This is a genomic window from Lacunimicrobium album (assembly GCF_052161635.1).
GTDB lineage: Bacteria > Planctomycetota > Planctomycetia > Planctomycetales > Planctomycetaceae > SXPC01.
Genome location: NZ_CP197413.1, coordinates 1683604 through 1708322, shown reverse-complemented (window position 1 = coordinate 1708322; position 24719 = coordinate 1683604). Strand labels below are relative to the sequence as shown.

At 54.0% G+C, this 24719-nt stretch carries 19 protein-coding genes; 12 read left to right on the top strand and 7 right to left on the bottom strand.

Annotated elements, in window-relative coordinates:
- Positions 1–319 precede the first annotated feature (319 nt).
- From SH248x_RS06785 to SH248x_RS06770, 4 genes are all read left to right on the top strand, one after another.
- Positions 320–787, top strand: coding sequence for a ferritin family protein (locus SH248x_RS06785; RefSeq protein ID WP_459557766.1), 468 nt, complete (start codon positions 320–322; stop codon positions 785–787).
- A 100-nt stretch (positions 788–887) separates the two neighbouring features.
- Entirely contained in the window at positions 888–1334 is a 447-nt protein-coding gene (locus SH248x_RS06780; RefSeq protein ID WP_459557765.1) for a PRC-barrel domain-containing protein, read from the top strand.
- A 187-nt stretch (positions 1335–1521) separates the two neighbouring features.
- Complete coding sequence (locus SH248x_RS06775; RefSeq protein WP_459557764.1) at positions 1522–1890, top strand: hypothetical protein; 369 nt, start codon at positions 1522–1524, stop codon at positions 1888–1890.
- A 199-nt stretch (positions 1891–2089) separates the two neighbouring features.
- Positions 2090–6280, top strand: coding sequence for a PVC-type heme-binding CxxCH protein (locus tag SH248x_RS06770; RefSeq protein WP_459557763.1), 4191 nt, complete (start codon positions 2090–2092; stop codon positions 6278–6280).
- Positions 6281–6399: 119 nt separating this feature from the next.
- On the opposite strand, the gene SH248x_RS06765 is transcribed toward SH248x_RS06770, so the two are convergent.
- The gene (locus SH248x_RS06765) at positions 6400–9486 is read right to left on the bottom strand and encodes a spermine/spermidine synthase domain-containing protein (protein WP_459557762.1); all 3087 of its coding nucleotides are present in this window, start codon (positions 9484–9486) and stop codon (positions 6400–6402) included.
- Between the two features lie 187 nt (positions 9487–9673).
- On the opposite strand from SH248x_RS06765, the gene SH248x_RS06760 reads away from it, so the two are divergent.
- The 5 genes from SH248x_RS06760 to SH248x_RS06740 all read left to right on the top strand — a co-directional run bounded on the left by SH248x_RS06760 (position 9674) and on the right by SH248x_RS06740 (position 16274).
- Positions 9674–11440 (top strand): arylsulfatase, encoded by a 1767-nt coding sequence (locus SH248x_RS06760; RefSeq protein WP_459557761.1) that lies wholly within the window; start codon positions 9674–9676, stop codon positions 11438–11440.
- Positions 11441–11678: 238 nt separating this feature from the next.
- Entirely contained in the window at positions 11679–12887 is a 1209-nt protein-coding gene (locus tag SH248x_RS06755; protein ID WP_459557760.1) for a DegT/DnrJ/EryC1/StrS family aminotransferase, read from the top strand.
- Between the two features lie 262 nt (positions 12888–13149).
- Positions 13150–14010: an NAD(+)/NADH kinase gene (locus SH248x_RS06750; RefSeq protein ID WP_459557758.1), complete on the top strand. Its 861-nt coding sequence runs from the start codon at positions 13150–13152 to the stop codon at positions 14008–14010.
- A gap of 622 nt (positions 14011–14632) precedes the next feature.
- Positions 14633–15280 carry a hypothetical protein gene (locus tag SH248x_RS06745; protein ID WP_459557757.1) on the top strand — a complete coding sequence of 216 codons (648 nt, stop codon included), beginning with the start codon at positions 14633–14635 and terminating at the stop codon, positions 15278–15280.
- Between the two features lie 121 nt (positions 15281–15401).
- Positions 15402–16274: a hypothetical protein gene (locus SH248x_RS06740; protein ID WP_459557756.1), complete on the top strand. Its 873-nt coding sequence runs from the start codon at positions 15402–15404 to the stop codon at positions 16272–16274.
- A 323-nt stretch (positions 16275–16597) separates the two neighbouring features.
- On the opposite strand, the gene SH248x_RS06735 is transcribed toward SH248x_RS06740, so the two are convergent.
- From SH248x_RS06735 to SH248x_RS06725, 3 genes are read right to left on the bottom strand one after another with little or no spacing between them, the layout of a single operon-like run.
- On the bottom strand, positions 16598–17068 hold the full coding sequence (locus SH248x_RS06735) for a hypothetical protein (RefSeq protein WP_459557754.1): 471 nt from the start codon (positions 17066–17068) through the stop codon (positions 16598–16600).
- A 6-nt stretch (positions 17069–17074) separates the two neighbouring features.
- On the bottom strand, positions 17075–17611 hold the full coding sequence (locus tag SH248x_RS06730) for a zinc finger domain-containing protein (RefSeq protein WP_459557753.1): 537 nt from the start codon (positions 17609–17611) through the stop codon (positions 17075–17077).
- Positions 17612–17634: 23 nt separating this feature from the next.
- Positions 17635–18141 carry a hypothetical protein gene (locus tag SH248x_RS06725; protein WP_459557752.1) on the bottom strand — a complete coding sequence of 169 codons (507 nt, stop codon included), beginning with the start codon at positions 18139–18141 and terminating at the stop codon, positions 17635–17637.
- Between the two features lie 226 nt (positions 18142–18367).
- Between SH248x_RS06725 and SH248x_RS06720 the strand changes: the two genes are divergently transcribed.
- Positions 18368–18769: a hypothetical protein gene (locus SH248x_RS06720; RefSeq protein ID WP_459557751.1), complete on the top strand. Its 402-nt coding sequence runs from the start codon at positions 18368–18370 to the stop codon at positions 18767–18769.
- A 300-nt stretch (positions 18770–19069) separates the two neighbouring features.
- Here the strand turns inward: SH248x_RS06720 and hemQ are convergent, their stop codons facing one another.
- The 3 genes from hemQ to SH248x_RS06705 all read right to left on the bottom strand — a co-directional run bounded on the left by hemQ (position 19070) and on the right by SH248x_RS06705 (position 21053).
- Complete coding sequence (gene hemQ / locus SH248x_RS06715; protein WP_459557750.1) at positions 19070–19921, bottom strand: hydrogen peroxide-dependent heme synthase; 852 nt, start codon at positions 19919–19921, stop codon at positions 19070–19072.
- A gap of 127 nt (positions 19922–20048) precedes the next feature.
- A complete protein-coding gene (locus tag SH248x_RS06710; protein WP_459557749.1) occupies positions 20049–20477 on the bottom strand; it encodes an ATP-binding protein in 429 nt (142 codons plus the stop codon).
- A 219-nt stretch (positions 20478–20696) separates the two neighbouring features.
- The gene (locus SH248x_RS06705) at positions 20697–21053 is read right to left on the bottom strand and encodes an STAS domain-containing protein (RefSeq protein ID WP_459557748.1); all 357 of its coding nucleotides are present in this window, start codon (positions 21051–21053) and stop codon (positions 20697–20699) included.
- Positions 21054–21408: 355 nt separating this feature from the next.
- On the opposite strand from SH248x_RS06705, the gene SH248x_RS06700 reads away from it, so the two are divergent.
- Positions 21409–23214 (top strand): M3 family oligoendopeptidase, encoded by a 1806-nt coding sequence (locus tag SH248x_RS06700; protein ID WP_459557747.1) that lies wholly within the window; start codon positions 21409–21411, stop codon positions 23212–23214.
- 220 nt (positions 23215–23434) lie between these two features.
- Positions 23435–24658 carry a homoserine O-acetyltransferase family protein gene (gene metX, locus SH248x_RS06695; protein ID WP_459557746.1) on the top strand — a complete coding sequence of 408 codons (1224 nt, stop codon included), beginning with the start codon at positions 23435–23437 and terminating at the stop codon, positions 24656–24658.
- The last annotated feature ends 61 nt before the right edge of the window (positions 24659–24719 follow it).

The window sequence follows — 24719 nt, the reverse complement described above, 5'->3', positions numbered from 1 at the left end:
AAAATTCTTCTTCGGTAATGAGTGGTGAACCTGATTTCCTGTTTTGAAGCGGCTGACTCCTGGTTCGTCAACTTTCGATGGGACACTAATCATTGATCCATATCATAGACGTGAAATGTGCTTCGTTGTTCCGTCATCACGCGAGATGATTTGTTCCCTGACAGGGATTTGACTGCCATGGGCTCAAAAGCAGCGTAAATCGAGTCAATTTCCTGCGTTACACGCTCTCATGCGATCTTGGCATAGCCTTTGCGTTTCATTCTTCTCGTCGGAGACCGTCACTCAGATGGACTCGCAACTACAACTGAGGAGAACAACCATGGCCGTTGAAACAACCTACGATCTTTCGCAAGACACGATCCACGCTCTTCAAGAGCTCATCCAAGTCAACGTCGACAGCCGCGACAACCTGCGTTACGCCGCTGAAAAAACCGAGGATATGAACATCAGCGGTTTGTTCCTGCGAGTGGCAGAAGAACGCGAAGCACAAGCCGATGAGCTAGGTCGTTTCGTCACCCTGAATGCAGAAACCCCCAAACGCGAAGGGTCTTTCTATGCATCCTTCCAACGAACAATGCTCGCCGCCCGGGAAGCGTTGAGCTCGAACAATGCTTACACCGTCCTTGCAGAAGCAGAACGCTGTGAAGATCAGATCAAAGCCGCCTATGAGCGACAGCTCAAAAAGCATCCTGGCACGGCTGTCAATGACGTTCTGAATGCTCAATATGCACGCGTGCTGACGTCGCATGATCATGTCCGCGATCTGCGAGACAGCTACAAAGAATAATCGCCGCAACTCAGTAAAAAACCCGCCTCGTGGTGAACTTTATAGTGAGAAGACATGTTTCTTCTCTTAATCCGCGAGGCTGTTGTTTAGGAGATAGATAATGAAAATGCTCGCCATTCCCCTGATGCTTGTCGCAACTGCAGCCTTGTTCGCAGCCGACCAGGTTCCTGCCACCCAAGTCAGTAAGAATATGAACGTACGAGCCTCAAAACTCATTGGGATGACCGTTGTGAATCCTCAAGGGGAATCACTCGGCTCAGTCAACGATATCATGATTGACTTGGGCCAAGCACAAGTGCAGTATCTCGCCATCTCACACGGCGGAGTCCTTGGGGTCGGCGATAAACTTTTCGCTGTTCCGATGAAGGCTTTCCAAGTCGTCTACGACAGCGATAACAATCAGCACAAGCTGGTGCTGAACATTACGAATGATCGTCTGGAAAAGGCCCCTGGCTTCAACCAGGACCAATGGCCTGACATGGGCGACAAAAAATGGCAGACAACAATCGATGAATACTACCGAGGTGGTCGAACGATCGAACGTTAATCATCAGTCGTATTACGTTTGCAACAATCAAAAAGCCCTGACAGATTCTGTCAGGGCTTTTTTTGGTTTCTAAATACCTCAGGCTGTTTATACTCTCAGGATGCAAATCCCAGCCCAAATCGTGCAAGGTCACCGTGTTGCCTCCGGGCTCAATGGCAATCCGCATTTTCCTGGCGGGACATTGAAAATGCAGACGCAAGCATTTCGAGATCGTGGACTCGATCTGACGCAGTTCCATCCAGGAACATTGAATGTCAGTATCGCGCCGTATACGTATCGAGTGAAGAAATCGATTTACACGTTTCCGCAGGTCCACTGGCATCCCGTTGATCCCGCTGAGGATTTCTCGTTCTTCAATGTCGATGTCGTCTATCGAGATCAGCCTCTCGCTTCAGGACTGATTTACTATCCGCATCCAGAGACCAAGCCGACCCATTTCCAACCGCCCGATATGCTCGAGCTCTTGCTGCCGACCATCCAGGGCATCGAATACGGAGCGGAAATTGATCTCATTGTGCCGGATGAACAAATTCAGTTTGTGCTAACGTTTGCCTAAACCTGCACACCGTCGCTCTCCGGGCGTGTATTTTCGCTGAAGTTGATAAGTTTTTGTGATCTCGGCGTTGAAGTTCACAATAGCATTCAAGATACTTGATGCGTCTCTCTGCGACTTATCCCGCCCTTAATAGCACATTCCTGCCAGACTGTCGTTGTCACTGGACAATGTTCTGCCCTGATCAAAAAAGGCCGCCTCTATGCAAACACTGTATCGAAGAGTCTTTGCGCTGATTGTCTGCGTTTCATCTGCCGGACAGCTGCTCGCACAGGACCATCTTTCCTTCCCGCCATCCTCAGGCCCCGGAGCCGGTAAGCACGTCGTGCTGATCTCGGGAGATGAGGAATACCGCTCGGAAGAATCGCTGCCGATGCTCGCCAAGATCCTCAGCGAGCGCCACGGATTCAAGACGACCGTTCTGTTCTCACTCAACGACGACGGGACGATCAATCCCAAGAACCAGAAAAGCCTGTCTCATCCGGAGGCACTCGATTCTGCGGATGCTGTGATCATGCTGACCCGCTTCCGCAACTGGCCGGAGGAAACGCTCGTTCGCTTCAAAAACGCCATGAACCGTGGCATTCCTGTCATTGCCCTTCGAACAAGTACGCACGCCTTCAGTGGCATCAAAGGGCAACATGCCGACCTCAACCGCTGGGGCAAAACCGTCCTCGGCGAAGAGTGGGTCAGCCACTGGGGGAATCACAAGTCGGAAGCCACTATGGGGATCATTGAACCTTCAGCAAAAAGCAGCCCGATTCTCAACGGCGTGACGAACGCCTTCGGCGACAGTGATGTTTACGAAGCCCATCCTCCCAAGGACGCAACCATCCTCATGCGAGGTCGGGTGCTCGCCGGGATGTCACCCGACTCCCCTGCTGCCGTTCGCAGCAAGCCTCGCTCGACTGACAAGCAGACTCAAGACGTCAACGATCCGATGATGCCGATCGCCTGGACGCGTGAAGTCAAAACGTCAACCGGCAAGTCCCAGAAAATCTTCGTGACAACGATGGGAGCTGCCAGCGATCTGGTGAATGAAGACCTGCGTCGCATGGTCGTCAATGCGGTCTATTGGGGGCTTGATCTGACAATCCCCAGCGATGCAAACGTCGCGTTTGTCGGGCCATACAATCCTACTTCGTACGGCTTCGATGGATTCCAGAAGAACAAGACTCCGGCTGACTATGCTTCCATGTCGACGGAAACAGCTACCGAGGGGGCAAAGCGTTTCGAATTCCAGGCGAATCAGAAGATCGCGTTCATCGGCAACTCGATGGCGGAGCGGATGAACCTCTTCGGCCATTTTGAAACGATGCTGCAGACCCACTTTGCAGACAAAGAACTGGTGATCCGCAACTTCGCTCGTCCTGCCGATGAAGTCGGGATTCGTCAGCGTCCCAGCGATTACGACAAGATTGACGACCCGCTGCTGATGTTCGGACCGGATGTCTTCTTCTGTTTCTTCGGCTACAACGAGTCCTATGCAGGCCCTGGCGGGATCGAGAAATATCAATCGGACTATCGCAAGTATCTGTCGGAACTGACCCGCAAGTACTCGAAGAACAACAAATCACCACAGTTCGTCATCATCTCCCCGATTGCCTTCGAAGAGACTGAGAATCGCTACCTTCCCGCCAGTGGGCCGATCAATGACAACCTGAAGCTTTATTCGGATGCGACTCGCGAATTTGCGGCTCAGGAAAAATTGCCATTTGTGGATGTCTTTGAGTCCTCTCACAAACTCTTCTCGGAACAACCAGGTCCGCAGTACACGATCAATGGCGCGCACGTCAACGAAGCCGGCGATCTGGCCGTCTCGCGACTGCTGTTCCATGCGATGGTCCCCATTCGCTCGCAGATTCCGATCAATGAAGAGCTTCGTGCCGCTGTGAACGACAAGTCCTGGGTTCACCTGCAAGACTACCGCATGCTCAACGGCTGGTACGTCTATGGTGGTCGACGAACATGGGATACGGAAACCTTCCCACTTGAGTTCGCGAAAATCCGCAATATGGCGGCTGTTCGAGATCGTTATGTCTGGGATATCGCCCAGGGCAAGAAAGTCTCCGATATTCCCGATGATTCCAAGACAGGCGACCTGTTCGAACCCAAAACCCGCTTCGGCGAACCTCGTCAGGCTTATTCGGAAGATCAAGCCGCTGGTCCTCGTATCCTGCCTCCGGATGAACTGATCAAGACCTGTACCGTTCCCGAAGGGTTCGAGATCAAGCTATTTGCTGATGAGACGAAGTTTCCCGAAATCGCTAAGCCTGTTCAGATGGCGTTTGACAGCAAAGGGCGATTGTGGGTCTCGACTATGCCGAGTTACCCGCAGTGGAAACCAGGTGATGCCAAGCCAGCCGACAAGCTGGTCATCCTGGAAGACACCGACAAAGACGGCAAAGCTGACAAGTCGACGATCTTCTACGACAAACTCCACTGCCCGACCGGTTTTGAATTCTTCGATGGTGGTGTTCTCGTCACCGATCAGCCTCGTCTGGTCTTCCTGAAGGATACCGACGGCGACGACAAAGCCGATGAAATCACCCACATGTTCGATGGCTTTGCGACCGAAGATACCCACCACTCGATTGGTGCGTTTGAGATGAGCCACAGCGGCAAGCTGCACATGCTCGAAGGGGTTGCGATGAGCACGGCGGTCGAAACCCCCTGGGGACCATTCCGCAACTTTGGTTCGTCCGGTTGCTATGTACTTGATCCACGTACCTGGAAGATTACCCACTTCAATACCCCTGGTTACGGCAATCCCTGGTGCTACGTCTTCAATGGCTGGGGGCAGGGGATCTGCGGCGATGGAACCGGTGCCAGCCAGCACTGGGATACGCCGCTGTCTGGCATGCAGTACCGCGGTCGCAAGGGGCTCAATGCGGTCTTTGATACCGAAGGCATGCGTCCTGTCTGTGGAAGTGAGTTCCTCGTCTCGCGTCACTTCCCGGATGACGTGCAGGGGCAGTTTATTTATGCCTGCGTGATCAACATGAACGGTCTGCCTCGCTGGGAGATCAAGGATTCGGGTGGCGGATATCATGGAACCCGTGTCCGTCATAACCCCAATGACCGCAACTCGCCGTTCGATCTGATCAAATCGACTGACAAGCACTTCCGTCCTGTCGATCCATTGATCGGTCCCGATGGAGCACTCTGGTTCGGCGACTGGGCGAACCCTCTCATCGGACACATGCAATACAGCCAGCGCGATCCGAACCGCGATCACGTTCACGGTCGTGTTTATCGTCTCGTTTACACCCCCAAGCCATTGCTTGAGCCGATCACGCAGGCTGATAAAACTGTCGAAGACCTGTTCAAGCAACTTGGCGTCTACGAATGGCGAATGCAGTATGCGATTCGACGTGAGATTCAGTCACGTCCGGAAGCCGAAGTTCTCGCGGCGGCCCAAAAGTGGTTGACGCAGGAATTTCCAACGAAAGCGTTGTTTGAAAAGAACGCGCTGGAAGTCCTCTGGACACAGCAGGCGTTCCACAAGGTTGATGTGGCGCTGCTCAAGAAGATGCTGGCAGCCGAGGACTTCAACGCCCGGGCCGCTGCCACGCGTGTTCTGGCGGATGAGCGAACGGAAATTGACGGCAGTCTCGAACTCCTCAAGACAGCCGCTCTCGACCAACATCCGCGCGTTCGCAGCGAAGCAGTCCGTGGTCTGAGTTACTATGACACGCTCGATGCCATGAACGCTGCTCTGGAATCCGTGAGCGTCAGCCCTGATGATTACTATGTCAATTACACCGCCGAAGCAGCCTTGGGAGCAAACCTGAATGTCTGGCGTGGTGAATTCATCAAGGGGACTTTTGGCGTCAATAACGACAAGTCCGCGAAGCTGCTCAATGACATCATCGCGACTGATAAGCAAGGCGCTCAGGCCGTCCCGTACCTGCAGATTCTGCTGGGACGCGAGCAGCAGCCAGAAGAAGCCCGTAATAAGGCCATGCAGGCGATCGCCGATATTCCCAATGGGAACATCAGCAATGGTCGCAGCGTCTTCACCCGCAACTGCAACGTCTGTCACTCGATCGAGAACCAGAACTCATTCGGTCCTTCGATGGCGAAGGTCGGCGAGCGTCTGAACCGTTTCAAGATCGTGCAGTCGATCATTGATCCGAATGCCGAAGTCGCAGAGAAGTATCTTTCGACTCTCGTCATTACGACCGAAGGAAAGCAGTACACCGGGCTGCTGGTCGAAGAGACTCCTCAACACCTCGTCATCTTTGATGGCAAGGAAAAGCGGACCATCAAGACCGAGGAGATCGAAGAGCGTGCCCAGCTCCGCCAGAGCAGCATGCCGGAAGGCCTGGGAGCGGCGATGGCTCCTTCAGAATTCCTTGATCTCATCACGTTCCTGTCATCTTTGAAATAAGATGATCAGACCATGCTGCCGTAAGCAGCGAGGTCGGCACGGAACCTACTTGCGCATGAAAAGAGGGAAGATTAATCTTCCCTCTTTTTTTATTACTACCTTCTTGGCAAGTCTCTTTTTTACGGCGTCGGCAGTTTTGGCTTGGCCTGTTTGTTCATCAGATCCATACGATAATCAGCCAGTGGGGCAAGCAGCTCTTTCTTGACGAACTCACAACGCTGGGTGGTTCGTGTCGGCTCAACGGACGTTCGTTCCAGAAGGGCGAACGCGGTGTTGATCGAGTCTATCGAACTGGAGATATCGTTGAGAAGGATATTGTCTTTGAGTGGTGGCTGGCTGGCTCGCAGGTCCCAGCGGAACTTCAGGATCTCCAGCATCGCGTTGGCAATGTCATATTTTTGTGCCGCGCTGACCTCGGTCAGCTCATCGCCTGACAACAGTTCAATCACGCGATGAATGTCTCGCACAGAGCGATCAGAACGTGGCGAGAAGGTAATCGTATGCAGACGATGCAGAAACTCTTCATAAGCATACTCGCTGCCTCGTTGTTCACAGATACGTGCCAGCTCCGGGTGAATGAACTCACTGACAAGCGGGTCAAACGGCTGCAGATAGCTCTTGAGCTCGACGTAATCACCTTCTGAACTTGACGATTGATTCAGGCAACGTCCCAATGCTTCAAAGTAGTCCAGACGTCGATGATCAGCCTGGTGAACGACTCGCTTGAGGCCTTCTCCTTTGACCGGGACAATCTGACTGCGAGGATTCTCGGTCAGCTGATGCTTGATCTCAGTTCGATACAACCAGGGCTCATCAGGGTGGGACGCGATGAGTTGTTCGCGCTTATTGGTATCGGTGAGTCGCTTCTTGACGTCATCAAGCTGCTCGCCGAGTTGGGCGATTGTTTCATCCTGTGCGAGAACTTCCAGGTGACGAATCAGGTGCAGAGAACAGGCTGCGAACTCACGCTGAAGCTCGCTGCGTTTATCCGCCCAACGAATCAGCTCGCGAGGAAACATCTGCATCGCGGTCCCTGACGTTGTTGTGTTGAGACGTGCTTTTGCGATCGCAGTCTGGAAGGCTTCTGCAGTCTCACCACAATTAGAAACGTAAGCCAGATTGAAAAGGATCGCGGGGTCCCAGCCGATTTCTGCCAGCAGATTCTGGACATGCGATTTCACGGCTCGCTCGAGCAGATTGCCACGTAAGAAACCGGAATCCGTATTGGTTCCCAGAAGCAGCATTTCTCCGGGGGCAATTTCGAAACAGGAGACCTGCTTGAAGACCTGGCTCTGTGTCGCCAGCTGTGTCGCAATCGCGGCGGAACCATAGTCTGCGATCTGGAAACGCTGAGCGAAGAATCCATCGGCTTTCAGACGTTTGGCAGCATGTTGATAGTATTCGCAAGTCATCCCGCCTGCGGCATCGAACAATGCCGAGTGATCAGTGTTGCAAAGAATCAGATCGAACTGAGTCTTCGAGCCTGTGATGTTGGCAAGTGTAGGATCGGCCGCCTTGATCGTCAGACGGGGATCATTCAGATCGAGCCCGCATTGTGTGGTCTCAGCCTGCTCTTTGAGCCATTTGACGATCTGTGAATTACCTTCGACGACTTCCAGGGTTGTCACTGGAAACGCCAGCGTCGCGCGAATTTGTGTTCCCGCCTGAGCTCCAAGGATCTGAACGTCGCGAGCACCTTCGTGCAGTAACATCGGCAGTACCGCAGAGACAACATCCGCAGGGCTCTGCGGCGTGACGAGCGGGGTTGTGCTCAGTGCACCGACGATGATGCCGTTCTTGCGAACTTGCCACTGACTGCCGTGCACGACCTGCGTTGAGAATGTTCCTGTCGCAGTTTCGACGACATCTGTTGTCCGAGCATCATTCATGACCGAGATTCGAGACAGCGGCACACCAGCACGGTAGGCCTGAAACGCGACGGTGGAAAACAGCGTATTTGTCGCCATCTGAGGCTGGTAAGTCTGGGCGACGACCACATAGACCATCAGCCCGCAGACTGTCGCGCCGCAAGCAAGCCCAGCATTGCGACGCATCGCAGGCAGTTGGAAGAGTTTCGTTGGCGAGTATTTCCAACAGACCAGAACGGCCAGACAGCCTGTCACGCAGACACCTGTCAACGCAACGCCAACAGCGGGAATGATTCCAATCTTCGCGAGGAGAAACGCCACGCAAAGACAACACAGACGACCGGCGGTCGAATGGATCGAAAACTTCTCTGACGTCGCATTCACCAGCGAGTAGCCGAACAACAGCCCTGCAGCAGACATCAATGAGGTAATAACCACACCACGAGCCGCGAATAATACGATTGACCACGAGGCATATCCGTTGATCGCCAGCGATGCTTCCACAAAAAACGGAAACGCAGCCAGTGTTCCGACGACACACAGAGCAGCGGCTAGTGTCATAATCTGTTGACGTGCCTGAGTCTTACCAGCCCAGATCGCAAACGCAGTCCAGACACAAAACGCAGCCAATTCAAATGCTATCGTCCAGGCAGCAGGCGGCATCAGTTGAGCGACAAAACGAATCGCGACCGCACCGGCGATCCCCGAACACACCGCTGTAGCCAGACCACTAAAATCACCTTTAACAACAGAACTAACCGGTTCTGCGTTGGCGTTGCGTGTCATCCAGGCATGAACTGCCAGCAGCGCTACAGCAGCCAGTGATGTCCCAGCAAGTCCAAAGGTGACTGGGTCCAGGAAGAAACAGACCGCCAGTCCGATCGCACATCCGACCAGCGAGGGGGAGGTCTTGTTTGAATCAAAGATAAGTTTCGAGCAGGCAAATCCTGTTGGAATCAACGACAGGCAAATTGCACAAGGAATGATCACGATCGGAGCCAGTGACGCAATCAAAGCCAGCTGCGGAATAATCACCAGTCCCAGACAGGCGGTCGCGACTAGCGTGAGGCAGGCGACCCCGCGAGATGTTTTTACGACATTCGCGAGAACTGCTCCGATGCAGAATGCAACGCCGTAGCCGATGACGATCATCGGAGATGTCCCGAAACTCGCGACCAGCATGGCCAGCTGGCACAACGCAATCAGCCCGACAGCGAAGCCGCAGAAGATCGCAGAGCGAGTTGTCTTCGTCAGCAAATGGACGAAGCGGGCATAGACTTGGTCAGCAGGAATCGAAGCCAGTCGTGCAGGGTGCAGTTTTGCGAACCAGGAATTCATGGGCATCCTTGCCTGTATCGTGTGAGAAGGACATCATTGTCCACATCATCTAGTGTGAACGAGAGTTCTAGCGAAGTTTCCCGCTTCACATCAAGAGGATTTCTGATTTGACTCGCGGTGACATGCTCCAGACGTGCCTTTACTCTTATGAACAAGTCGTAAATTTCGACATTTGAGGACATCCGTAATGCACGCGCCCATTCGATGGTTTCTTAGTTTCACACTGGTTTTTGCCTGCCTCATGGCCCGGAACGCCCCTGCTGCTTCTCCCAACGTGATCGTCATCCTCATGGACGACATGGGCTACGGCGACCTCAGCAGCACTGGCAACCAGAACCTCCAGACCCCGAACATCGACCGGATTGCTAACGAAGGGGTCCGACTCGATTCGTTCTACGTCTGCCCGCTTTGTGCCCCGACGAGGGCGGAATTTTTGACCGGTCGCTACCACACCCGCGGCGGCGTCCATGGGGTGACCGTCGGAGAGGAACGTCTCAATCCCGACGAGGAAACGATCGCAGAGGTTTTCAAACAGGCTGGTTATCGGACGGGGCTGTTTGGAAAATGGCACAACGGCACTCAGTATCCGTATCACCCCAACGGCCAGGGTTTTGACGAATTCTACGGCTTCACCTCCGGGCACTGGGGCCAGTATTTCAGCCCACCACTCGAGCACAACACCGACCTGATTCGCGGCGAGGGTCACGTCACGACCGACTTTACGACGAAGATGCTCGCGTTCGCTGAGGACTCGATTTCCCAGCAGAAGCCCTTCTTTGCCTATCTTGCCTATTGTGTCCCGCATACCCCGATGCAGGTCGATCGAACTCTCTACGACAGCATGCCCAAAGAGCTTGCCAGTCTCTACGAAGGGACGGAAAAGGAAGACATTGATTTCACGCGTGCTGCGCTTGCGATGGTGAAAGACGCCGACAACCAGATCGCCCGCATCTTCGAACTGCTGGCCTCAAAACACCTCGACGAAAACACGATTGTCGTGTTCTTCAGCGATAACGGCCCGAACAGCTGGCGATTCAACGCCAGGATGAAAGGGAAGAAAGGGAGCACGAATGAAGGCGGCGTCCGCGTCCCCTGCTACATTCGCTGGCCAGGGCGGATTCCTGCAGGGCAAACCGTTGATCAACTGTCCGGCGCAATCGATCTGCTGCCAACACTGAAGACATTGTGCGGGATTGAGGCCGCGCCTGTTCAGCCGTTAGACGGAATTGATCTGTCCGCCCTGCTGACTCAGACATCATCCACGCCGATCGGCCGTCGACTCTACTCCGCTCAAAAGGGAATCAGTGTTCGGAACCAGTCTTACATCCTGGACGAGAAAGGAGATCTCTATGATCGCATCAACGACAAGCTTCAATTACACAAGCTCAACGATCAGCAGCCAGAGATCCGGGCTTCCATGGTGAAGGGGCTCGTCGGGTGGAAATCAGAGACCGGGTTTCCGCTTCCGAAAGAATCACGCCCTTACCCGGTTGGTTATCCGGAATACCCCGTGACTCACCTTCCCGCTCGCGATGCGACCCTTTCTGGCGATGTCAAACGGTCGTCACGTCACGCCAACTGCTCCTACATCACGGAATGGAAATCGACTGACGCGATTATTTCCTATCCTCTCGATGTCCAAACGGCCGGCGTTTACGATGTCATCCTGCACTATTGCTGCCCTGTGGAAAATATCGGGACCGCCATCACAATCAAAGCTGGCGACGACTCCTTCACCGCAACCATCGACGAACCCCACGATTCCCCTCTTATCGGCGAACATGACGATGTCGTCCCGCGCCCCGGCGAGTCCTATATGAAAGCCTTCAAATCCTGGTCATCCGGAAGAATCAATCTCAAGAAAGGCCCTGCCACACTCACCCTCCAGCCTGCGAAAATCCCAGGTCAGCAATGCATTGAACTCTATTGGATTGAGCTCCGACTTCAGAAATGAGGAGAGGGATCTGGCCAGAAAACTTCCGATTAGCATTTCTACAAAGCAGCCCGCTCCAAAAAATCATCTTGTGAAACTCCTGTTGACGAAACGGTTCATCAGACATAGTTTCCACTGATTGATCGAGCGATCTGGCCATTTTATGACCATTTTCCCTGACGCATGACAAGATGTCTCACGTCACCCGCTCAACACCACCAATGAACCCGGTACTAGATAGTCGCGAAGGGAGTCGCTGATGTCCGTCTCTTCTCACCCCACGGTGCACCACGATCCGGTGCCTCTGATTGACCTCGTGCCTCAGTACCAGTCGATGTCTCACGAGATTCAGGCTGCTGTCGCAGAAGTCTTCGCCAAACAGACTTTCATCATGGGTGAAAACGTCACCATGCTGGAAGACAGCGTCGCCAAGTATGTCGATGCCCAGTTTGCGATCGGTTGTGCCAGCGGAACGGATGCACTCGTCCTTGCCCTGATGGCCCTGGATATCGGCCCGGGCGACGAAGTCATCACGACTCCGTTCAGCTTCTTCGCCACGGCTTCCTGCATTCACCGAGTCGGCGCCAAGATTGTCTTTGCAGACATTCAGCCAGACAGTTTCAACATCGATCCAGCTGCCATCGAAGCAGCGATCACACCTCGCACGAAAGCCATCATCCCGGTTCACCTGTTCGGCCAGTGTGCTGACATGGAAGAGATTCAGCGCATCGCGTCCCGTCATGGCGTTGCGATCATTGAAGACTCAGCCCAGGCGATCGGCTCTGAATACTACGGCCGCAAATCAGGCGTCCTTGGCACGATCACCTGCTTCAGCTTCTTCCCGACCAAAAACCTCGGCGGAGCTGGCGATGGCGGAATGATCACCACCGACGACGCTCAGCTGGCTGCCCGTATGAAACGCCTCCGCGTCCACGGTGACCGCGGTCGTTACGATCACGTCGAAGTCGGCATGAACAGCCGCCTTGATGCCCTCCAGGCCGCTGTGTTGAACGTTAAGTTCAAGTACCTCGACAAATTCAGTCAGGGCCGTCAGGAAAATGCCGCCTTCTATCACCGGGCTTTCGCCGAAGCCGGTCACAGCCGGGCCTTTATTGAGCCGTTCCATGCGGCTAACCGCAATCACGTTTACAATCAGTACTGCATCCGCGTGAAGGACGGCCAGCGTGATGCTCTGCTGAAGTCTCTATCTGCCGAGAAAGTCGGCTGTGCGGTGTATTATCCGATCCCACTGCACTTGCAAAAGTGCTTTGAATACTGTGGTTACAAGAAGGGCGATTTCCCGGTCGCAGAGCAAGCCTGTCACGAAATCATGGCTTTGCCAATCTTCCCGGAACTGACGCCTCATCAACTCGAACGCGTTGTCGATGGCGTGCAAAATGCCGTCGATGCCTGCTTCTCTCGCAAGGTTCTGCAGTTCCCCGCTCAACAGCAGCGTCGAGCCGCCTGATCTTCAACGACCTCGAATTCTCAACCAGAAAAGCAGCCAATGGTCTTTCCGTTGGCTGCTTTTTTTGATTTACTGAGGATTCGACTTTCTTTCGTAGGGTCCGCTGTGCGGACCATGAATCGGCTTTCAATCCCGAGTGTGTTGTTGAGGTAATGACAAGTACCATGGATTTTTCTGGTGACATCGCGTATTGATGGTCCGCACAGCGGCCCCTACACAAGACTGATAATGCCTGATAATTCAATTTCTGGGAGAATATCGAGTGAGCAGTAAGCCCCTGCGGCTTTTGATCATTGCCCGAGACGAGCGCAGTCACGTTCAACAGGCCGCTGCACGTCTGGAGAACTTCCTCTACAGCCAGCCCGGCGTCGAACTCATCGGCATGGCAACGACCGATGCACTCGAAGACGAACACAAGAAGGCCGACCTCGCCCTCGTCGTCGGTGGTGACGGGGCGATCCTCCGTGCCTGTAAGCAGTTCGCCGAAGTCCAGGTCCCAGTCCTTGGCATCAACCTGGGACGCCTCGGCTTCCTGGCCGATGCCACCATGGATGATTTCCAAATGGATTTCCCCTCCATCGTGGGTCGCAAGTATCAGATCACCAACCACCTGATGTATCAGTGTCGAATCCACACCTCGGCTGGCGTGAGCGAATTTCTCGGCCTGAACGAAGTCGCGATCTGCTCCGATGTTCCCCTGGCGATGATCGATGTCGAGCTGTCCATTGATGGCGAAAAAATCACGACCTACTCCGGCGATGGCGTCCTCATCAGCACGCCGATTGGCTCAACGGCCCACAGCCTTTCCGCAGGAGGTCCGATTCTCAGACAGGATATGCCTGCCTTCGTTATCACTCCCATCTGCCCTCACACACTCACCGTCCGGCCGATTGTCGACCGCTCTGATCGCCTCTACCAGTTCCGAGTCGCAAAAACGTCTCGCGGAGGTATCGCGATTATGGACGGCCAGTCGTCAGTCGCCATCGCTAATGGGGATCTAGTCGAAGTCCGAGCCGCAAAAGTCGAATTCCAACTCGTCCGCCTGCCATGTCACAGCTTCTATGCGACGCTACACCGCAAACTCGGCTGGGATGGTCAACCTCGCTACCGCCAGGCCGACTGAAACCGCCATAACAAATGGGGTAGCCTATTCCTGCCTAAGAGTCATGGCTACGGCAACTTGCAAGCCTGCTCCGCGTCTGCACCCTTGCCAGAGAAGACTGAAACGCAGAGGTAACAGAGTGGAGCAGAGGTCGCGGAGAAGAATTACGTAAAAAGGATGACAGCGGGAGATTGATTTAGAAGAAGAAGTACGAGCGCAGCAGAGAGTTGGAATCGGTACAAATCGTCAGGCAGGTGTTCATTACCGCGTCTTCACACCTTCTTTCCCTCCTTCTCGACGTTTCTTCTCAGCGACCTCTGCTCCACTCCGCGTGCTCTGCGTTCCAGTCTGCTCTCTTATCTGCGACCACAAGCAACATGTCGGCCTCCTCCCACTCGGCGCGATCGGCAGGACCGTTACAGACTTGTGACTTGCCCTAACCCGGTGAACAGGAACGTTTCCGAATTGACATTTCTTGAAGTATAGCCATAGGATAGATTGACTGCGTTGACATTGCGGGCCTGTCCGATGTTGGAGAGGTGGATCGCTGTGTCTGGTGGTCCCGTCTGAGATTTTCGCTCGCGATTTCTCCGATAAGACAATTCTGTCTAAGTCATGTCGTGTTATTCTGGGCAAGATGCTTATGATCCAGGCGATCAGCCGAGTATTGGCCGTTTTCATCACCATCTCATCGATTGCGTTTCTGACGTTCTCGATTCTGCAGGTGTGGTGGTTCGATGCATTTCCGAATTATCGCGCTATGTCCGCCGAGCTCAAAGAAGCCAGCTTCGATTATACGCCCGGTGAAAATCCGACGTATTCATCAAAACTGGTGCTGACGGGCGAAAATATCTCGACCTCACCCTTGCTGGCGAAGACTCTGCTCGATGCCTACAAAAAGGTGACCAACGAGAAGAACGCTGCCCTGCAGGCGATCCAGGAGCCTCCAATTACTGCAGATGCCTATCTGCAAATTGTGGCTCAGGACAAAGCCGCTGTGGAAAAGACTTACAATAACCAGCACCAGGAACTTGCGCAGATTCAGTCTTTCATTCAACAGAAGACTCAAGAAGCCGCAGAAATCAACAACCAGACGATGGCCAAGCGAAAAGAAGCTGAGCTGCGTCGTCAGGATGTTTTCCGTCAGCATGAACAACTCGATGAGCTGAAGGTCGAACGTCAGCGTCTGTCTGATCTTCAAAATCAGGTTCGAGATATGATTATGCGGGTCGAGGGGAATCTGATTCGTCTGGAAAACCGGAATCAGCAACTCATCGATCAATCCAGTTAAGGCCGGATGCCGACACTTACGACACGGATGTTTCCAAAATCCCATTTGCTCACTTCCTACCCTATCGCCTTCGTAGAGTCCCTGACAAACGTGTCAAAACTGGAAGGTGCAGGAGCCAGGCATGTCGTTCATCGGCAAGGTATTGATTGTTATTCAGATCGTGCTGTCGATCATGTTCGCAGCCCTTGCGACCACGGTCTACTCGTATCACCAGAGCTGGAAGGTCGTCGCTGAGAAGCGTGCAGACGATCTGAAAAAAGCCAATCAGGAAATGGATACACAAGTCTCCTTCCTGAACAGTCGCCTCGACGCCGAGACCAAGCGCGCCACAGACGCAGAGTCTGCCCAGGCTGCCGTTCAGGCCCAGCTGCGTGACGTCACCACGGAACGCAACAACCTCCAGGTCAACTATGACCGAGTCACCGGCGACTATCAGCGAGCCACCGCCCTGGTTGCCATCAATGCCGATGAGGCTGGCTTCCGTCGCGACGAGGCCCTCGCTCAACGTGCCGAGAACAAGCAACTGCACATCAAGCTCGATGATTCCAACGAAGCACTGATCACTGCTCGCACGGATCTGTTCAATCTCCAGGCTGAACAGGTTGCTCTCGAAGACAAGTACAACCAGCTTCTCAATGAGACCGCCTATCTCAAGCGGGTCGTTCGTCTGAATGATCTCGAAACAGATCCAGCCGCTTATCAAGCCAAACTCGATCCTCCACCAAAGGTCGAAGGCCTCGTTCTTGAAACCCAGAAGCACAAGAATGGCACCGTCCAGTACGTCAAAATCTCTCTGGGCAGCGATGACGGCCTCGTCGAAGGCCACGAGCTCGATGTTTACCGCACCGGTTACGACACACCACAGAGTTCCAAATACCTCGGTAAAATCAAAATCACTTACCTGACCCCGGACACGGCTGTGGGAACGATTCTGACCCCAGTCAAGAGCGGCGTAATTGAGAAAGGCGACAATGTCACCTCGAAACTCCGATAGAGGCCCTTCAGCGACTCCTCCCACAATGGATATCTACACAGCCCTGCTGGGTGTCGCTGCCGCTGCATTGGTCATCGGCTGTGCCCTCCTCTTCATGGTGCTGAAGTACCAGTACTCATTCACCCTGCCCAACTAACCATTTCCAGTTAGTTCAGCAACGATTCAAAGCTTCCGGAATCCGTTCCGGAAGCTTTTTCCATGCGCAGAATTAGTCACATGGATCTCACGGAGTGCAAGCCACAACGAACCGCACGTCTACGATGACGTCGGGATGGGGGGCGTCCAATCGTTATTCAATCAGCTGATGGATGACACTTGTCGGATCATCGTTTCTGATTGAGCAGTTTGATCTTCAAATCTTCATAGCGGTGCAGAGCGTTCCGGGCCAACTGCGTATAGTAAAATCGAATGGCGCCCGCTGTCGTTCCGACAAGCAGTAACAGAAGTCCTTTTCGCCCTCCCGACAGATAGAGTTGCGTTGAGCCAATCAACAATCCGGTGAAGAAAAGAGTGACGGCCTGAACTGTCCTCGGTAAATTCAGCGCGTACTCTTCTGCATGCCGACGGGTGATTTTCTGTTCGAGATCGAATTGGTCATTCTCTCTGGCGCGCTCCTGATTGGCGAGTATCTCAGGATTCTCCGCATACTTGTTCGCCAGCGACAACTTCATCTCCTGCCCGCTTCTCAAGACGTTCTGAAACGCATTGCAATGCGGACAGGTCACCGAACGAGCGGTGGGAAGAATGCCAATCCGGCCGCTGCAGACCGAGCAGTTCGCGCTATTAGCGTTCATGACTGATCAATCTCTGTTTCTTAAATCAAGTGGCTCATTCGCTTGATCGAGCAACCTTGCCCGACGTTGCTGATAACGAGATTCGGCTTCCTGATATCTGATCGCAGAAGCGAACTGATAGACCGACATCGCGATCCCCGCACCGATGATGACGACGCCGAAGAAGGCCATTCCCGACGAGTGACGCGAGGCGTTCGCCATCCAGAAGAAGCCAAAGATTGTGATAGCGATTCCGCCAGCGACCGCTCCGAATGTCGACGGTATCTGAGACCCGTTTTTTGAATAGGTCTTATAACCCTCTCGCTGAAGCATCCACTCCCGATCCAGAGCTTCGACTTTCTGATAAGCAGAAACATTATCGAGGCGCTCCGAGATCTTCCGCGTGTGCTGCTCAATCTGTTCGAGTTGTTCGGTGTAATGAACACTCTCCTCACGACGAATACGCAGATGCGTCTGGCAATGACGGCACGTCACGAACCTCGCCGACTCAGGCACGTCGAGCGGCGCCCCGCAGGAATCACAGATCATTCGTTCGAGGGACATGTCATTCACTCCAAGACGCGACTTCAATAGGCACCGCGAATACTGTCAACGAGTTGCTGACGTTCCATGAGATAACGATTCTCATCATTTCGAAAACGGATCGCTCGATTCCCACGGTAGATCGCTCTCCCGCAAATCAACACTGTCAGCAGTAATCCGAAAATCAAAGGCTCAGCGATGAAGAATCCCGCCAGTACAGACACGCATCCAATCAGCATGCCGAAAATGATAGCCGAATTTGTTCCAAAAGACGTCGCGACAGTTTCACCCGGCTTCAGTAGCTGCTGCCGATCCATCTCCCATTTCCGATCAAGAGCTTCGACTTCATGCCAGCCCGAGATGGCATCAATTCGTTCGCCGAGTTTTTGAGTCTTCTCGTAGATATCTTCGAGAATCTGTGTGTAGTGGACACTTTCATCCCGCTTCACACTCAAAGCAGTCTCGCAGTGCTGGCATGTGACGAAGCTTACCCCGTCCGGAATCTCCAGCGGCGCTCCACACGCATCACATAAAAGTCGTTCGGTATTCATCCTAAGTTCCGATGGACTGTCATTACGATCAGAGGGCAATCAATATAACGTACAAAATCTCATCCTGGATCACGACTGTCCCAGAAAAGTTAAGCTGTGACGATTAGCGAAGCTCATCCCGATACGTGGTCGCTCTCGGTTACGCGCAATTCGACAGTCGTGCGCATCCTGCGCGGGACGCAGGCCAATCTGATCGTGACGAACCGGGAGGTCGATACACCTCAGTATGGACGACCTCTTTCTTCTCGATGGCATCGACGGCTGGGAACAGGTCCTGGCGTGTTACGCGCAGGAAACCGCCGAAGAAACTCCGGACAGCGTTGATCCAACTCCCACAGCCGAGGCCGCAGAAGACGAGTCTGCCGAGCCGGCGGAAGGCCGCAAGCGCGCCACCCAGCCCTGGAAGAAACGCATGGGCGACACGCTCGGCTTGGACGAAGCCCAGGTCAGCAAAATCCACGGCCGCCTCGTCGCCTCAGGCCTGCTCGAAATCGACGTCGTCGACCGCAACGCCGGCCTTTGTTACCGCTTGACTCGCGACGGCAAACGGATTCTGAAAAACGTTCACGTTGAAACGACAACAAACGAACAAGTCGCAGAAGAAGCTGATTACAAGATGTCAGCCTAAGTGTTTCATCGGTAGGTTGACAATGTGACATGCTTGCGGCTTTGAGCAAGCATGAACCGGGCGCTTAATACTCGAAAAAAGCAGCATGCTCACCCAAAGCTGCTGTCTTTTATACACAAGTTGGGAACCACAAATCCTTGGGCCTCAAAGTACGACTAATGCCCAATATCTTGTGGTTGACACAGGGAACCAAGTATGTCGGGTGCCCTGTTCACAGACTTGTGTATAAAAGACAGCCCAAAGCTGTGAGCATGGCGGGACTCGATTACGGCTCGACGGTCCGGTGTCACTTACGAACGACTATTCCTGCTCCAGAATCCGCAGATGCGTCAGCGCCTCTTTGGCCGACATGATGTAGCTGACGTAAAACGGCCCGAATCCCGCATACCGGGCAGATGCCTCGTCGAACCGCATTGTGTACACGATATCTTTGATGTACTCCGGCGATCGGCTCCACAGCGTCACACCCCATTCCCATTCGTCGAAACCAGTGCTCGCAGTGATCAGTTGGGAAACTTTGCCCGCGAACTTGATTCCCGAGGTCGCATGTTCAGACATCAGTCGCGATCGCTCGCTGAAGGGGAGCAGGAACCAGTTTGCATGCGGGTCGCGGATTTTGTTCATCGGGTAAAAGCAGCAGATCGGGTAGTTAGGAAACTCCGGGTAGATCCGCTGCTGGTTCATCGCAGGAAGACGCTGTGAGTAAGCATTGACCTTCGCGGCGAACATCGGATCGTCAGGGCTGGTCCCTTCCAGACGAAGGCGTTCACTGTATTGCTCGATGGTCGGAACGTACTCCGAGATCTCGGTGATCGAGACGAACGAATAAGTCGGTTTCAGGGCAGTTCCCAGGCACGAGCTGCGAATCGCCTGCGTGATCCCATCGATCTTGAGCGGATTCGTATCCATGATCATCAGCCCCAGATCCGCCCGATGCCCGGTCGCGACCGAGGTCTGCAAACGCAGCGGTGCTCCTTCTCGGGCCGGGTCGAGAATCTGCGTCAGCTCCTCAATCCCCTGCTCGCGTTTCCCCGGCTGAATCGCCGCCAGTGCCGCCGCATCGACCTGATAATAAATATGCAGGCAATGCCAGCCGGTGGTCAGTTCGATCGTCGGAGCAGCCAGAGGTTCGCGAGCGCCAGGATGAGCCATGAGTGATTTCTATTCTGTATTTCAGAGCCGCGACTGAAAAGGAGCGCAACGCGGCAGCAATAGCGATTAAGCAACAATAATATCTGTTCGTCGATCCCGTTTCCTGACGGACGCAGCTCTGACAAAACTACTGTTTCACTTCCGACGACTCTTTGCGTTTTTCGAGGGTCAGAACATTGCCTTTGTCATTGTACTCAATCAGCGACATAAACGCCCGCATCAGCATGATTCCGCGGCCACAAGGGCGTTCGATGTTTTCATCAGCGGTCGGATCGGGCACTTCTTCCGGCTTGAAGCCAGGGCCTTCATCGCGAATCACAACGCGAACATGATCCTCCGACAGCTTGCAATCGACGTGGACCTTCTTGGAAATGTCCATACGATTGCCATGCTTGATGGCGTTGACGATCCCTTCTTCAAGGGCCAGACGCATTCCAAAGACATCGCGATCGGAGAAATCGTTCTGCTCCAGGAGCTTGATGATCGATTCCTGGACTTCCTGCCCCGCCGCGGTATCACTGGGGATCACCCATTGATGGTCCACAGGTTTCGTCATGATCAGGTCACTTCTGTTGGTGTCAGGAGATGATCGCTGGAAGACAACAGGGCCAGCCAGCGGAACAGAGCCCTTCAGGTTGCAGGGTACGTCCAACAAGGTCGTAACCGATCACCAGTATTAAATGCTATGTCGACTGTTGGAGCTTCGTCAAATCTGCATTTACTTCGCGGGCCAATGAGGCCGGATAATACGCAAACTTAAGCCGCCCCCTCACCGTTACAGCCCACGCAAGGCGTCTTCCTGGGTGTCTTTGATGTCAAACAGCTTGTTGAGTTTGGTGATCGCGAAGACTTCGTAGATTTCGGGGCGAATTCCGCACAGACGAAGTTTTCCGCCTGCGGTTTTGACCTTCTTTTCCATCGTGATCAGCTTGCCGAGCGCGGCACTGGAGAGATATTCGACGTTGGTGAAGTCGAGGATGATTCGCATGCGACCATCTTCTTCCACCAGCCCAAACAGCTCAGCACCAACCATTTGAATGTTGTTTTCATCGAGAATTTTCTTATCGAGAAAACTTGCAATCGTGACATCGCCAACTTCTTGAATGTCGAGTCTTTTGTTTGCTGCCGCCATGGTTGGTTCCTGTCCATAAGGTCCGAATGATTCATGATGCCCTGTCGATTATAACGACTGGACAGGGATCGTAAAATCCAGTTGAATTCGTTTCTTTGGTCAGAATTCAAACCGGAGTTGTCGATGCCCGTTGATCGGTGGTCTCTCGAATGTCGGATGTGCAAAGAGAAAATCCTGTTCAGATTCCATCGAAAATTGATCGCCAACGCAACACTTTATTTGACGATCCCGTCAAATCACTCCTCACTGGTGCAAGTGGTCCTCGCTTGATTTCAATCGCCATCTGCTCCTATTCTCGCCAAAGACAATCCGTAAGTGCGTACACAATCCCGGGAATGGAAAGACTGGCCCTGTTATGACGCCTCCGACCGCCGCTGCTTCGACGTATCCACAAAACTGGGAATTGAACGCCTTCGGGTACTCACCACTCGAAAAGGAATTCGCAGCGAATCTTCAGGCCCTGGAGACGGATTTTCGCAGTCTTGGCAGTCAGTTAAAGGCTTCCATCGCGGATCAGTCGTTCGCCAAACTCGTCGCGAACGAGACTTTTCTGGAACTGTACCTGAAGAGTGTCACTCTGCTGACAGACCTCGGTTCCGCTGTCGAGTGTTATTCCGCAGACAATCCCTTGTCTGAAAAAGTCCGACGCGCTGAAGCAGAAATCGCCCGTCTGAGAAGTGAACGCGAGAAAGTCGATATTCAGGTCCAGGCCGGCCTTTCCCAACTGACCCAAACAGATCTGAAAACGGCCTTCGAGGGAAAGTCCAGAAAAGATCTGCTTCCTTATTTCACGTATCTGCAAGAACTCCAAAACCTCAAACTCGCGCCGGAACTCGAAGACCTGCTCGCTGAAATCGACCTCGATGGTATTCATGCCTGGTCGCGTTTGTACGACAACCTCTCCGGTCGTCTCAAAATCACGGTCATGGAGAAAGGGCAGCTGGTCGAGAAATCCCCCGGCCAAATCTCTTACGACCTGCCCGAACGCAGCGTGCGTGAAAATAACTTCTATGCGTCTGAAAAAGCCTGGAACTCCATTCGCCCGTCGTGTTCGGCAGCCCTTAATCATATGGCGGGCTCACGATTGACCCGTTATCGACGCGCCGGCTTGACCGATCACCTCGATGTACCCCTCAAGCTCAGCCGCCTGTCGCGCGAGACGCTGACCTCCATGTGGTCAGCCATCGCGAAGAAAAAGAGCTGCCTGGTCGATTTTCTCCAACGCAAACAGCAGATCCTCGGCATCGATCAGCTCCGCTGGTACGACCTGCTCGCCCCCCTGCCCCATGAGGCTTCTCAGGAAAAACTGACTTACAATAAAGCCTGCGACATCATCATCGATGCCTTCCATGACTTCTCACCCGGGCTGGGCGACTTCGCGAAGCTCTCTCTGACCGAGAAATGGGTCGAAGCAGAAAACCGCCCCGGCAAACGTCAGGGAGGCTTCTGCACCGGTCTACCGGGCAAAGGTGTTTCCCGGATCTTCATGACCTACCTCGACACCATGGACTCCGCTTCCACACTCGCCCACGAACTCGGCCACGCCTACCACACCTACGTCATGCGAGACCTGCCGACCGTCCTGCAGGACTATCCGATGACCCTCGCCGAGACCGCATCGACCTTCGGCGAAGCGGTCATGGGCCAGCGTTTCCTGGAAATGGCGACCACGACCGAGCAGAAAGCCCAGATTCTCAATCACCAGCTGCAGGACGCCGTCGCGTTCCTGATGAATATCCACTGCCGGTACATCTTCGAAGACAACTTCTACAAGCAACGAGTCAACGGCGAACTCAACGCCGACGAACTCAGCGAACTGATGGCCTCAGCCCAGAAAGAAGCCTACGTCAATACCCTCGCAGACGATGGCTACAACCCGACTTTCTGGATCTCCAAGCTCCACTTCTACATCGGCTCTTATCCTTTCTACAACTTCCCGTACACCTTCGGTTATCTCCTGTCTCAAGGCCTGTTCCACGTCAGTCAGACAATGGACAACTTCCCGGAACGTCTCGACAAGTTCCTCTACCTGTCCGGCCAGATGACCTGCGAGCAGGCAGTCCAGGAAGCCCTCGGACGAGACATCACCAAAGAAGAGTTCTGGCTCGACTGCATCAAGGTCATCGAACAACGCGCCAGCGAGTTTCTCGCCATCACCTGATGTTCCAAGTATCCGGCTTGCTTGCCAAGTTCGAGCCGCCACGGATAATAGATGTGTCCCCGTGTGCCACGGCTGTGTCAGCCGTGTGATCGCGCACTGAACGTCCACTTCAGCACGGCTGACACAGCCGTGGCACACATCAATAACATCCGTCTTTCCCCGTTCGTATCCCTTCAGACTTCTTAATCACGCCCTTTTCTCTCTTTCATAGCTGCAATTCGTGACCGCCATTCCAACGACCGTTAATGATGAAGACGAAAGTGAAGCAGCGTCCAATGAGACGCCCGCTGATCCTGTGTCGTGTGGATTGGTGACGACGCAATTTGTCGAGCTCTTCGCTGGCTCGGAGAAACTGAAGCTCAACGGCGGGCAACTCCTCGGACCGATTCGAGTCGCCTACGAAACCTACGGCCAACTCACACCCGAGAAAGACAACGCCATCTTCATCTGTCACGCGCTGACCGGTGATGCACACGTCGCTGGCTGGCATGCCAATCAGCGCAAGCCCGGCTGGTGGGATGCTCTGGTCGGTCCCGGGAAGACGCTCGACACGAATAAGTACTTCGTCGTCTGTGCCAACGTCCTCGGCGGCTGTCAGGGGACGACCGGCCCGCGCAGTACGAATCCTGCGACCGGCCTGCCCTGGGGGCTCTCCTTCCCCTTCATCACGATTGGGGACATGGTCGAGGTTCACGTCGAACTGCTCAAGCACCTCGGCGTGACGAAGCTTCTCGCAGCGGTCGGCGGCTCGCTCGGCGGGATGCAGGTCCTCGAATGGGCGGTCCGCTATCCCGATATGCTCAAAGCCGCTGTGATTTTAGCATCGGCTGCGAAGCTCGGCGCGCAAGGCATCGCCTTCAACGCCGTCGGGCGTCGCGCCATTTACGCAGACCCCAACTTCCAGAACGGCGAGTATTACAAGACCGGTAACCCTCCCCGCTTCGGCCTGGCCCTCGCGCGGATGATCGCCCACATCACGTATCTGTCGGAAAGCTCGATCGAAACCAAGTTCGGCCGACGCCTCCAGAACGGAACCTCGTTCGCCTTCGAGCTTCAACAGGAAACCGAATTCCAGATCGAAAGCTACCTGCACTACCAGGGCAAACGCTTCGTCGAGCGTTTCGATGCCAACAGCTACCTGTACCTGACACGCGCGATGGACTACTTCGATCTCGCAGAAGCCCACGGAACGCTCGAAAACGCCTTCGCCCACAGCAAAGCCCGTTTCCTGATCGCCTCCTACACCACCGACTGGCTGTTCCCCAGCGAACAAAGCAAGACCCTCATCAAGTCCCTGATCCGCGCCAAACGACACGTCACTTACCTCGAACTCGACAGCACCAAAGGCCACGACGCCTTCCTGATCGAAATCGCCCAGCTGACGGAGTTCATGGTGCCGTTTTTGTCTTCGGCGTATCAGGACAGTCAATCCAAAACCAGTTAACCACTAAGACTCAAAGAACACCAAATTTCACAAATCATCTTCGTGCCCCTTTGTGTTCTTG